This window comes from Pseudomonas sp. NFPP07 (assembly GCF_900115645.1).
Lineage (GTDB): Bacteria > Pseudomonadota > Gammaproteobacteria > Pseudomonadales > Pseudomonadaceae > Aquipseudomonas > Aquipseudomonas chlororaphis.
This window is the reverse complement of sequence record NZ_FOXG01000005.1, coordinates 52,046-63,677: the sequence shown is the minus strand read 5'-3', so window position 1 is coordinate 63,677 and position 11,632 is coordinate 52,046. Positions and strand designations below refer to the sequence as shown.

Sequence of the window (11,632 nt, the reverse complement as noted above, 5' to 3'; positions counted from 1 at the left end):
TAAAGGGGGAATTCAGCAGCAGCGCACGGGGCGATCGATCATGGTCTGCAGGCGTTGCAGGTCCTCCTGCAGCCAGGGACTGTTGGCCTCCAGCGTGTCCTGCAGCAGTGTGCTCACCCAGGGTGACAATTGCGGGTGCAGCCGGTAGTAGATCCATTGCCCCTGGCGGCGATCGGCCAGCAGGCCGCAGCTGCGCAACAGCGCCAGGTGCCGGGAGATCTTCGGCTGGCTCTGGCCCAGGGCGGCGGTCAGCTCACAGACACACAATTCGCCTTCGCGGGTCACGAGCAAGGCGATGCGGCTGCGGGTTTCGTCGGCAAGCGCCTTGAACAGCTCGGCGGGGTTGAGAGAGTCGGACACCAGGGCCACTCCAGGCATTTGGAGCGGCGAATATATGAATATTCAGATATGCGGTAAAGCGCTTTTACCGTGGCGAGTGGAATATTCCATTACCTACGGGAGCCGACTGACCGACTCCCGCGGCGCCAGGATCAGGGCTTTTTGTGCTGCTCGACCCACTGGGCATAGGCGTTGATGAAGTTCTGCAGGAACGGCTTGACCGACTCGGACAGCTTGCCCGCCTCGTCGAAGGCCGAACCGGCGCCGCCCAGGTAGGCTTCCGGCTGCTGCATGCATGGCACATTGAGGAACACCAGGGACTGGCGCAGGTGATGGTTGGCGCCAAAACCGCCGATAGCGCCCGGGGATGCACTGATCACTGCCCCCGGCTTGCCGCTCCAGGCGCTCTTGCCGTAGGGGCGCGACCCCACGTCGATGGCGTTTTTCATCGGTGCGGGAACCGAGCGGTTGTATTCCGGAGTGACGAACAGCACGGCGTCGGCTGCTCTCACCTGTTCACGGAAAGTCCTGTAGGCTGCCGGTGGATCCACATCGATGTCTTCGTTGTAGAGCGGCAGATCGCCGATCTCGACAATCTTCAGCCGCAGGTTGGTCGGCGCCAGTTCCGCGAGGGCCAGCGCCACTTTCCGGTTGATCGAGGCCTTTCTCAGGCTGCCCACCAGTACTGCAATCGTGTAGACGTTGCTCATAGCGAATTCCCGACTTCTGGTTGAGGAGGCTGGTAGTTATAGATGATCCACCCTGCCCACAGCCACCCGTCGAAGGAAGTTCCGTGGGCTTTTCCAGGCTTCACGCCAGCTGCAATCAGGGCCGCGGACTATTTTTTTTCCGCCGCTAAACTTAGTTCGCCCAAGCACGGTCTACAGGACCGCAAATTGAGTGTTTTATCTCCAGAGGCTCTAAAGATGGCAGCAGTACTCGTCGGACAATTTCATGCAAGGGACGCGGAAGGCCGTGTCTATTCGGTGCATGAGTTCCAGGAATCCACCCCCTCGCCAGAGGGTATCGCCGGCTCGGAGCCCGTCACCACCTATCGCCTGGCCATTGGCGATCGCGTCAACAAAATGGACGACAACCAGTTTCTCCTCGTGCAATCGGGCATCACCCTCATTCGCGAACCCGAGACCATCCTTCCTTCATAACGTACCGTTATGAGCAGAAGTCATAGGCGCGGACATGGGTTAGGATTCAGTGTGAATCCCCCACCGGCTGGACATGGACTTCAAGCATGCGTTTACGTCATATCGAAGTGATTCAGGCGCTCCTGCAAACCGGACACCTGGGCACGGCCGCCGAGCTGCTGCAATTGCCGGTGGCCGAGGTGGAAACGATCCTGCGCGACGCCGAAAGCCAATCGGGCTTCATGCTCTTCGCCAGTGTTCGCGGACGCCTGCAAGCCACTCGCGAGGCCCGCGAGCTACAGCCGGCGATCGCCACCCTGTATGACGCCTTCGAACCCGTGCAACGCCTGGCCGACAGCCTGAAGCAATACCAGGCGCCGCCCTTGCGCATCATCGGCACCCCGCCCCTGGCCCAGCAATTGTTGCCGCAGAGCATCGCCGCCCTGCGCCGGCGTTTTCCCGACACCCCGTGCCACCTCGCCAGCCAGGGCACCCGCGACATGGTCAAGAGCCTGCTGCTGCGCGAAGGCGAACTGGGCCTGAGCCTGCACAACCCCGACCACCCCGATATCCAGTGCGTGGCCCTGGCCCAGGGCAAGCTGCAATTGCTGGCGCCCCACGGCTGGCTGCAACCGAAGCAGAAGTACATTTCCCTGCAGGACCTGGCGGGCCAGGCCATGGTTGGCCTCGAAGGCCAGGACCCGCTGAGCGTGACCCTCGACGGCAAGCTGCAGAACCTGCGCCCGAGCCCGACGATCCACACCCGGGTACAGACCCACCAGATGATGCGCAGCATGGTCGAGGCCGGCGAAGGCCTGGCGATTGTCGACCCCTTCACCGCCCTGGGTGCGCGCGAAGGCGGGCTGGACGTCTGCCCGCTGTCGCCGCCGATCCCAGTCACCCTCTATGCGCTGACCCGCGGCGGCAGTCCATCCTCGCCCACCCTGGAAGCGCTGCTGGAAACCCTCACGGAAAAGGCTGAAGGGATGCTGGCCGGCTAGACCCCGGCTTGCCGTGCCAGCTCGTCGTTGAACAGCCGATACCAGAAAATCGCCACCTCGGCCGTGGTCGGGTCGATCCCGCGGTAACGCAGGTGATCGATGCCACCGACCACATAACCGCAGCGCTCGTACAAGCGGCAGGCCCCCAGGTTGTTGTTCTGGGTCTCGAGCATGATGCCCGGCAGTTTTTTCTTGCGGCTCCAGAACTGCGCCACATCCAGCAGGGCCTTGGCCACCCCGTGGCGCCGCGCCGGCGCATGCACCGCCAGCTCGTCGATATGGGCGTAACCGTTCCAGTTGGTGCTGACCACCACATGGCCGACCGGTTCGTCGTCCAGGTAGGCCATGAACACCGCGCTGTCCGCGGCATCGCGATAGCTGCTGAACTCTTCGGGGTCGATGCCGTAGCACTTGCGGTACGGGGTGATGGGGTGCAACGGCCACTTGGCCACCACCTGCCCGCTCTGTGCCTGGGCATAGGCGCTGACTTCGAAGCTGAAATCGCTGCCCCAGACATACGCGGCGAAACCGTCGTCGGCCACGCGCACCGACAGGCCGGGGTACTTGGGATTGATCATTGGCTGCATAGCGGGAAACGTCCTCAAACCTTGATGCAATCGACGGTGTACTGCCGCCCATTGCCTTCGTCTTCATGCTGCAATCCATGCACATCCGCGACAAAGCCGGGAAAGCTGCTATCGAACGTACGGGCGAAAGCCAGGTAATCGATGATCGAGCGGGTCGACTCGGTGAAGCGCTCGCCCGGCATGATCAGGGGAATACCCGGCGGGTATGGCACCAGCATCACCGCCGCCACCCGCCCGGCGAGGGCATCGATGGACACCGCCTCGACCTCGCCCCGCACCAACTGATCGTAGGCGTCGGCGGGCTTCATCGCCACCTCCGGCAGCACGGTGTACATGCGCTTGAGGTGCTTGGCCGTGGCATTGCTGCGGTAGCAGGCATGCAACTGATCGCACAGGTCGCGCAGGCCCATGCCCTGGTACCGCGTCATGTCCTGCTGGGCGATGCTCGGCAGGCAGGCGGCGAGGCTGACGTTGGCGTCGTAGTTGCGCTTGAACTCCAGCAACTCGGTCAGCAGGGTGCTCCACTTGCCTTTGGTGATGCCCATGGAAAACAGCACCAGGAACGAATACAGGCCGGTCTTTTCCACCACCAGCCCGCGCTCCCAGAGAAACTTGCTGACCACCGCCGCCGGGATCCCGCGCTCGCTCAGGGCACCGCCGGCGGTAAGCCCGGGCATCACCAGGGTGACCTTGATCGGGTCCAGCAGCACATAGTCGTCGGTCACCCCGGCGAACCCGTGCCACTCGCCTTCCGGCTCCAGCAGCCAGTCCGCGGTGCTGACCTGGTCGATGCCTTCCACCCGCTCTGGCTGCCAGATGGAAAACCACCAGTCGTCCGCGGCGATGTGCTGGCGCAGGTTGGCCAGGGCCCGGCGGAAGCTCAGGGCCTCGTCGAACATTTCCTGCAACAGCGAGCGCCCCGCCGGCCCCTCCATCATCGCCGAGGCCACGTCCAGCGAGGCGATGATGCTGTATTGCGGCGAGGTGGAGATGTGCATCATGAAGGCTTCGTTGAAGCGGTCGCGATCCAGCTGCCGGGCGCCGCCGTCCTGCACATGGATCATCGAGGCCTGGCTGAAGGCCGCCAGCAGCTTGTGGGTGGAATGGGTGGTGAACACCAGCGGGCTGTCGGCGCTGCGCGAGGTGCCCATGCCGTAACGCCCCTCGAAGAATTCATGGAAGGCCGCATAGGCGTACCAGGCCTCGTCGAAGTGCAGCACCTCGACGCTGTTGCCCAGGCTCTGCTTGATCAGCTCGGCGTTGTAGCAAAGGCCGTCGTAGGTCGAGTTGGTGACCACCGCCAGCTTGACCTTGGGCGGCCGCCCCTGGGTCAGCGGGTTGGCGTCGATCTTGGCCTGGATCGACTCGCGGCTGAATTCGCTCAGGGGGATCGGGCCGATGATCCCCAGTTCGTTGCGCTCCGGGCAGAGGAACAGCGGGATGGCACCGGTCATGATGATCGAGTGCAGCACCGACTTGTGGCAGTTGCGATCCACCAGCACCAGGTCATCGCGACCGACCATGGAGTGCCAGACGATCTTGTTGGCGGTCGAGGTGCCGTTGATCACGAAGAAGGTGTGGTCGGCGCCGAAATTGCGCGCCGCCCGCGCCTCGGCTTCCGCCAGGGGGCCGGTGTGATCGAGCAGCGAACCCAGCTCCGGGACCGATACCGACAGGTCCGAACGCAGGGTGTTTTCGCCGAAGAACTGGTGGAACGCCTGGCCCACCGGGCTTTTGCGATAGGCCACGCCACCGCCGTGCCCCGGGGTGTGCCAAGAATAGTTGGAGTCCGCCGTATGTTGCACCAGCGCCTTGAAAAATGGCGGCAACAGGCCATCGAGGTAATTGCGCGCCGCCCGCGCCACCTGGCGCGCCAGAAACGGTACGGTGTCTTCGAACAGGTAAAGAATGCCGCGCAGCTGATTGAGCTCGCTCATGGCGTCGGCCGGGGCGTTTTCCAGGGTCACCTGCTCGCCCAGGGCGAAGATCGGCAGGTTCGGCGCGCGCACCCGGGCCAGGCGGATCAGCTCCACCATGTTCTGCAGCAAGTGGGTGTTTTCCCCGGCGCCTTCGGCGGCGATCAGCATGCAGGCCAGGCCGTGGTGGGTCGAGGCCACCAGGCGCCCTTCGGCATAGTCCACCGCGGAAAAGATGCTGAAGCCTTCCTGCTCCAGTTCCCTGGCGATCCCCCGCACCCGGTCGCCGGCGACGGTGTCGGCCTTGATGTCGCGATGCACGATAAGGACGGGGAATTTCAGGTCTTTGTACATGACACCAGGCATCCTGAGGCGGCGGACAAGGGTCCGCCAATCACCTCAGGGTAGAAGCTCGGGGGCCGGCGCGTAACCCCGTCAACGATCTCCTGTAACAAAAGGTCGCCCACGAACAACTACTGCTGCTGGGCCTTGGCCTCGGCCAGCTGGGTCCAGAGCGCCGGGGCACCGGCGGATTTGGCGATGATCTCGAGACGCACCTGGTGCTCGGCCAGCTCGGCTTCGCTGGCGCGAATGATCCGCCCGCGCTGGCGATCCGCCGACAGACGCCGGATTTCGCTGGCGCGGTTGCCCGAACCTTCGCTGCCGTTGCCGTCCGAGGCGTTGCCGGCCAGGGACAGGCTGGTCTGGCCGCCGGTCATGGTCAGGTAGACGTCGGCGAGAATCTCCGAGTCGAGCAAGGCGCCGTGCAGTTCACGGCCGGAGTTGTCGACGTCATAGCGCTTGCACAAGGCATCGAGGCTGTTGCGCTGGCCGGGGTGGCGTTCCCGGGCCATCAACAGGGTATCGAGGATGGTGCAGTGCTGGGTGATGTCGGCGCGGTCGTGCCGGCCCATCAGGGCGAATTCGTTGTTGATGAAGCCAACGTCGAACGCCGCGTTGTGGATGATCAGCTGCGCGCCCTGGATGAATTCGAAGAACTCGTCGGCGACTTCGGCGAAGCGCGGCTTGCCCACCAGGAACTCGTTGGTGATGCCGTGGACGCCGATCGCGCCCTCGTCGCTCTCGCGATCCGGTTGCAGGTAGACATGGAAATGCCGACCGGTCAGGCGCCGTCCGATCAACTCGACGCAACCGATTTCAATGATCCGGTGGCCGTCGGTCACCGGCATGCCGGTGGTTTCGGTATCGAGTACAACAGATCTGTTGGCCATCAGGGGTCAGTTCTCAACGGTGGAAGTCTTTCAAGGCGCGGGATTTTAGCACGCTCTCGCGGCATGGCACGCATGGCGGATTCGCCTGGTCCCGGCGTGCGCAGTTTTTAACAATCATTCGCAAAGCTCATGCAGTTCGCCGCGTGGCGGCTTGTTAGGGTGCCCGCCCCTATTTTCAGCGGACCTCGCCCTGTTATGACCCCCTGCAAAACCCGCCTGACCTTGCTGCTCTGCGCCTGCCTGTTCGCCGACGTCGGCCAGGCCACCAGCCTGGTAATCAGCACCGACATCACCATGAGCCTGGCCTTGAGCACCACCGAAGGCAGTTCGAAAGCCACCAGCTCGTTCAAGGACGACAAACTCGTGCTCGCCGCCAAGACCGATGCCGCGGCCTTTGTCGCCAGCGCCGGCGAGATCCGCGGCGCCCAGCTGGAAGCGGCCATGCGGCACATTCGCCAGACGCTCGGCAACCCAGGGTACTCCGACCTGCAACTGGCCAGCGCCATCCTCACCCTTTGACCGTCCCGGAACAGAATCACTAATTCAGCCCGCGCATTACGCGTTTCTTTAACTGAGCAAGGCCCTTGCGCTACCGTACGGCCCACTCAGGCGGGCGGGGGCAGGCACCCGGCCTTGCTCTCACTTCCAGGAAACCGCCCTCCCATGCTCGAGACTCGACAGATGCTCCCACTGCTGCTGGCCGCGGCCTTCATCAGTGGCTGTTCTTCCCTTCCGGCAACCGACAGCGACGCCGGGCCACGACCGTTGATCGTCGCCCATCGCGCCGGCGCCGCGGACTTTCCCGAGAACACCCTGCTGGCCATCGACAACGCCCTGCGCAACGGCGTCGACATGCTCTGGCTGACCGTGCAACTGAGCCGCGACGGCGTGCCGGTGCTGTATCGACCGGCGGACCTGAGCGCCAATACCCCGGCGTCCGGCACGGTCAGCGAGAAAACCCTGGCGCAGTTGCAAACACTGAATGCCGGCTGGAACTTCAAGCAGACCGCGGCCGATGGCCAGGTGACCTTTCCCTATCGCTCCCAGGCGGCAACCATCCCCTCATTGCAGCAGGCGCTGGCGGCGATCCCCGGCTCGGTGCCGGTCATTCTCGATATGAAGGCCCTGCCTGCTGCGCCCCAGGCCAAGGCGGTCGCCCAGGTGCTGGAGCAGCTGCATGCCTGGAACCGGGTGCTGATCTACTCCACCGATGCCAGCTACCAGCAGGCGTTCGCGCACTATCCGCAAGCGCGGCTGTTCGAGTCCCGGGACGACACCCGGGATCGACTGGCCAGCGTCGCCCTGGCCCACAGCTGCACGGCACCGCCGGCGCCAGACAGTTGGGTGGCCTTCGAGTACCGGCGCCCGGTGCAGTTGGTCGAGGCCTTCACCCTGGGCGAGGCCCGCTCCAAGGTCGATGCCCGGCTGTGGACGCCCGCCGCGGTGGACTGCTTCCAGTCCCGGGGCAAGGTGCGGATGCTGGCGATTGGAATCAACACGGCCGAGGATTACCAGGCGGCCGCCTGCCTGAAGATGGACGCGGTGCTGGTGGATTCGCCCCGCGTGATGCGGGAAGTGAAACAGCGGCTCGAACGGCCGCTGCGTTGCAACTGACTAAAGGCTCAAAGCATCAGGCCTGCTTGTAACCGCGCACTTCGTCAACGCCGCGGTTGGCCAGTTGGTCGGCCCGTTCGTTGCCGTGGTGGCCGGTATGGCCGCGTACCCATTTCCAGGTGACCTGGTGGCGGTTGACCTGCTCATCGAGCTGCTGCCACAGGTCGGCGTTTTTCACCGGTTCCTTGGCCGCGGTTTTCCAGCCGCGCTTTTTCCAGTTGGCCATCCACTCGTTGATGCCCTTCATCACGTACTGCGAGTCGGTGACCAGCACCACCTGGCACTCGCGCTTGAGCTCTTCCAGGCCGCGGATCGCCGCCATCAGCTCCATGCGGTTGTTGGTGGTGTTGGCCTCGCCGCCCCAGAGTTCCTTCTCCACGCCCTTGAACACCAGCAGTGCGCCCCAGCCTCCCGGGCCAGGATTGCCCTTGCAGGCGCCGTCGGTGAAGATTTCTACGCTATCGCTCATGCCAGACTTCCAATCGAAAATACCTGTGGCTTGCCGATCGTCGATCGACAACGCCCAAGCCGGGCAGGTTCGGCCCGGCTGAATTAAAGAGGGGGTTCGCTGTGCCGGCGGTTGACCTTGGCCATCGGCAGCGGCACCAGCTTGCCCATCGGCTCGCGGCGTACCTGGCGCACCGGGCGCAGGCCGACCACTATCTTGCGCGCCACCAGCAGGTAGAAACCGCCGCCGGACAGTTGCCAGTCCCCGGCCTTGCGCTCCCAGCCGGCCAACCGAGCCTGCCAGGCCGCCGAAGCAAGCGGCGGACGATAGCACCCGAAGCGGCGTTTCTCCAGCGCGAAGCCCAGCAGGTTCAACCAGTCGGCGACCCGCGATGGGGAAATGCAGCGCGCCTTGCGCAAGGCGTCATGGGCGAACGCATGCCGCAGGCCCCAGCTGCTCCAGGGATTGATACCGACGATCAACAGATGCCCGCCCGGTCGCACGGCGCTGGCGGCTTCGCGCAGCAGGCCGTGGGGCGACAGGCAGAAATCCAGGCCGTGCTGCAGCACCACCACATCGGCAGCATGCTCGCTGAGCGGCCAGGCCTGCTCCTCGCAGACGATCTCGACGCCGGGCAGCGGCGCGCCCAGGCGGACATTGCGCTGCACCTGGGGCGCCGCCGGCGGGGTTTGCGCCGATGGGCCGTAATGCACCAGGTAGCCGCCGAAGAAGCGCCCCAGCTCGTCGTCGAGCATGCGCCGTTCTTCATCCAGCAGAAATTGCCCCAGTGGCCCGGACAGCCACTCACGGGCAGCACTGATCAGGGCCAGCCAGTCAGGATCGGCCTGAGCGAACGCTTTATCGGTCATTGCATTCTCCAACCCGCCAAGAAGTTCTAAGATGCGCCAATGTTTTCCGCTTGGCGACTCCAACGATGATACAGATCAGTGCCCTGCCCGCGTTCACCGATAACTACATCTGGTTGTTACAGGACCACAGCCATCAGCGTTGCGCAGTGGTCGACCCGGGTGACGCCGCACCGGTGCAGGCCTGGCTCGCCGAACATCCGGGCTGGGTGCTGAGCGATATTCTGGTGACCCATCACCACCACGACCATGTCGGCGGTGTCGAACAGCTGAAAAAAGCCAGCGGCGCCAGGGTCTGGGGCCCGGCCAACGAAAACATCCCGGGGCGCGACGTGGCCCTGAACGACAACGACCGCGCCAGCATCCTTGGCTGGGACTTCGACATCTACGCGGTGCCCGGGCACACCCTGGGGCATATTGCCTACTACCATCACGGCCTGCTGTTTTGCGGCGACACCCTGTTCGCCGCCGGTTGCGGGCGCCTGTTCGAGGGCACGCCGGAGCAGATGCACCATTCGCTGAGCCGCCTGGCCGCGTTGCCCGCGGACACCCTGGTGTACTGCACTCACGAATACACCTTGAGCAACCTGCGTTTTGCCCAGGCGGTGGAACCGGATAACCCGGACATCGCCGAGCGCCTGCGCAAAGTCAGCGAACTGCGGGAAAACGGCCGCATGACCCTACCCTCCACCCTGGCCCTGGAAAAGCTCACCAATCCTTTCCTGCGTACCGGTGAAACATCCGTTAAACAAAAAGCGGACGAACGGAATGGCCTCGATAACCGGGCTCAGAGTGCGGTTTTTGCTGCCTTGCGGGCTTGGAAAGATAAGTTCTAAGCAGGTTGCGGGTTGGTACGAAAATTCTGAATGGTTGACCGCACCGGGTGCGCTTTCTAGAATCGCCCGACATTTTTGCCCGGAACTTACTTCCAGCCAATGTCGTCATCTATTCGTAAATCCATCAATTCAGACGCATTGACGCGGTTGGCTCAAGCCATCGCGGTGGCTGTGTCCGCCACCCTGGCGGGCTGCCAAAGCACGAGCCACGTCCCGCAAACCGACGCTTCGCACACCCAGAATTTCAACGCCCGCATCAAGCAGAAACCCATCTGGCTGAATGAAAAACCCAGCCCACAATTGCCCCAGGACGTCTGGGCGCGCATGCGCGAAGGTTTCCAGTTGCAGGAAGGCATCGGCGTCAACCCGCGCATCGAACAGCAGCGCCTGTGGTTCGCCAGCAACCCCTCGTTTCTCGAGAATGCCAGCGAACGCGGCAGCCTCTATATCCATTACATCGTCGAACGCCTTGAAGAACGCAACATGCCGCTGGAGCTGGCCCTGCTGCCAGTGATCGAGAGCGCCTACAACCCAATGGCCTATTCCCGGGCCGACGCGGTAGGCCTCTGGCAGTTCATCCCGTCCACCGGGCGTTCCTTCAACCTGCGCCAGACCCGCTTCTACGATGGCCGTCGCGACATTACCGCCTCGACCACCGCGGCCATGGATTACCTGACCCGCCTGCACGACATGTTCAACGGCGACTGGCTGCTGGCCCTGGCGGCCTACAACGCTGGCGAAGGCACGGTCAGCCGGGCCATCGAGCGCAACGAGAAGCTCGGCCTGCCCACCGACTACTGGAACCTGCCGCTGCCGTCGGAAACCCAGGCCTACGTGCCCAAGCTGCTGGCCCTGTCCCAGGTGGTGCTGGCGCCGGAAGCCTATGGCGTGAACCTGAACCCGATCGCCAACGAACCCTACTTCCAGGTCGTCGAGATCAACCAGCGCATGGACCTGTCCAAGGTCGCCGCGGTGGCCAATATCGACGAAGACGAGCTGTTCCAGCTCAACCCGGCCTTCAAGCAGCGCACCACCATCGACGGTCCCCAGCACCTGCTGGTGCCGACGTCCAAGGCGCAACTGCTGAGCGCCAGCCTGTCGACCATGAAACCCGAAGAGCTGATCAGCCAGCGTTCGTTCAAGCCGGTGTTCGAGGGTGCCGACAGTCGCGAAATGGCCCAGGCCAAGCGCAACTATCGGGTCAAGCGTGGCGATAACCTGTCGCAGATCGCCAAGGCCAACAAGGTCGACGTCAAGGACCTGCAACGCTGGAACAAGCTCAGCGGCAAGCAGCTCAAGGTCGGCCAGACCCTGGTCATGCAGGACACCCGGGCCAAGGCCAGCAGCAAGACCAGCGCCAAGGCTTCCGGCAAGAAGACCCTGGTCGCCCGCGCCGACAAGAAGTCGACCCAGTACAAGGTCAAGCAAGGCGATTCGCTGTACATGGTGGCCAAGCGCTTCAACGTCGAGATGCAGCACCTCAAGCGCTGGAATCCCCGCGCCGGCCAGGCTCTCAAGCCAGGCCAGATGCTGACCGTCTACCTGCCTCACTGATCTGTAGCTCCTGACGCAGGCCCTCCTGCGCCAGCAAGATCGCCGCGACCGTGCCGGTCGTTCGCAGCCTTCGGCAGCGGCTACAAGGCTGTCTTGA

The 11,632-nt window shown here is 63.8% G+C and carries 13 protein-coding genes; 6 read left to right on the top strand and 7 right to left on the bottom strand.

The features are described from left to right. Nucleotides 1-12 precede the first annotated feature (12 nt). Together BM019_RS14030 and BM019_RS14025 are read right to left on the bottom strand one after the other, a co-directional pair. Nucleotides 13-360 (bottom strand): metalloregulator ArsR/SmtB family transcription factor, encoded by a 348-nt coding sequence (locus BM019_RS14030; protein ID WP_009043602.1) that lies wholly within the window; start codon nt 358-360, stop codon nt 13-15. A 131-nt stretch (nt 361-491) separates the two neighbouring features. Further along, on the bottom strand, nt 492-1,049 hold the full coding sequence (locus BM019_RS14025; RefSeq protein ID WP_092418622.1) for an NADPH-dependent FMN reductase: 558 nt from the start codon (nt 1,047-1,049) through the stop codon (nt 492-494). Between the two features lie 216 nt (nt 1,050-1,265). Between BM019_RS14025 and BM019_RS14020 the strand changes: the two genes are divergently transcribed. Together BM019_RS14020 and BM019_RS14015 are read left to right on the top strand one after the other, a co-directional pair. Beyond that, entirely contained in the window at nt 1,266-1,502 is a 237-nt protein-coding gene (locus BM019_RS14020; RefSeq protein WP_025809195.1) for a hypothetical protein, read from the top strand. A gap of 86 nt (nt 1,503-1,588) precedes the next feature. Then, complete coding sequence (locus tag BM019_RS14015) at nt 1,589-2,482, top strand: LysR substrate-binding domain-containing protein (protein ID WP_092418621.1); 894 nt, start codon at nt 1,589-1,591, stop codon at nt 2,480-2,482. Here the strand turns inward: BM019_RS14015 and BM019_RS14010 are convergent. The 3 genes from BM019_RS14010 to dnaQ all read right to left on the bottom strand — a co-directional run bounded on the left by BM019_RS14010 (nt 2,479) and on the right by dnaQ (nt 6,217). Continuing rightward, entirely contained in the window at nt 2,479-3,069 is a 591-nt protein-coding gene (locus BM019_RS14010) for a GNAT family N-acetyltransferase (protein WP_092418620.1), read from the bottom strand. The two genes, BM019_RS14015 and BM019_RS14010, sit on opposite strands and share 4 nt — an antisense overlap. A gap of 14 nt (nt 3,070-3,083) precedes the next feature. Next, a complete protein-coding gene (locus BM019_RS14005) occupies nt 3,084-5,339 on the bottom strand; it encodes an Orn/Lys/Arg family decarboxylase (protein ID WP_092418619.1) in 2,256 nt (751 codons plus the stop codon). A gap of 119 nt (nt 5,340-5,458) precedes the next feature. After that, nucleotides 5,459-6,217, bottom strand: a complete 759-nt coding sequence (dnaQ, locus tag BM019_RS14000) for a DNA polymerase III subunit epsilon (protein ID WP_085531089.1) — start codon at nt 6,215-6,217, stop codon at nt 5,459-5,461. A 195-nt stretch (nt 6,218-6,412) separates the two neighbouring features. Here dnaQ and BM019_RS13995 point away from each other — a divergent pair, with 195 nt between their 5' ends. Both BM019_RS13995 and BM019_RS13990 read left to right on the top strand, forming a co-directional pair. Beyond that, nucleotides 6,413-6,736 carry a DUF2388 domain-containing protein gene (locus tag BM019_RS13995; RefSeq protein ID WP_092418618.1) on the top strand — a complete coding sequence of 108 codons (324 nt, stop codon included), beginning with the start codon at nt 6,413-6,415 and terminating at the stop codon, nt 6,734-6,736. Between the two features lie 144 nt (nt 6,737-6,880). Next, nucleotides 6,881-7,831 carry a glycerophosphodiester phosphodiesterase family protein gene (locus BM019_RS13990; protein ID WP_092418617.1) on the top strand — a complete coding sequence of 317 codons (951 nt, stop codon included), beginning with the start codon at nt 6,881-6,883 and terminating at the stop codon, nt 7,829-7,831. 16 nt (nt 7,832-7,847) lie between these two features. On the opposite strand, the gene rnhA is transcribed toward BM019_RS13990, so the two are convergent. Next, complete coding sequence (rnhA, locus tag BM019_RS13985) at nt 7,848-8,300, bottom strand: ribonuclease HI (RefSeq protein WP_007920943.1); 453 nt, start codon at nt 8,298-8,300, stop codon at nt 7,848-7,850. A gap of 83 nt (nt 8,301-8,383) precedes the next feature. After that, complete coding sequence (locus BM019_RS13980; protein ID WP_007920945.1) at nt 8,384-9,148, bottom strand: class I SAM-dependent methyltransferase; 765 nt, start codon at nt 9,146-9,148, stop codon at nt 8,384-8,386. Nucleotides 9,149-9,213: 65 nt separating this feature from the next. Here BM019_RS13980 and gloB point away from each other — a divergent pair, with 65 nt between their 5' ends. Both gloB and BM019_RS13970 read left to right on the top strand, forming a co-directional pair. Then, nucleotides 9,214-9,981 (top strand): hydroxyacylglutathione hydrolase, encoded by a 768-nt coding sequence (gene gloB, locus BM019_RS13975; protein WP_062825695.1) that lies wholly within the window; start codon nt 9,214-9,216, stop codon nt 9,979-9,981. A 99-nt stretch (nt 9,982-10,080) separates the two neighbouring features. Next, the gene (locus BM019_RS13970) at nt 10,081-11,535 is read left to right on the top strand and encodes a transglycosylase SLT domain-containing protein (protein WP_009043591.1); all 1,455 of its coding nucleotides are present in this window, start codon (nt 10,081-10,083) and stop codon (nt 11,533-11,535) included. Nucleotides 11,536-11,632: the final 97 nt, after the last annotated feature.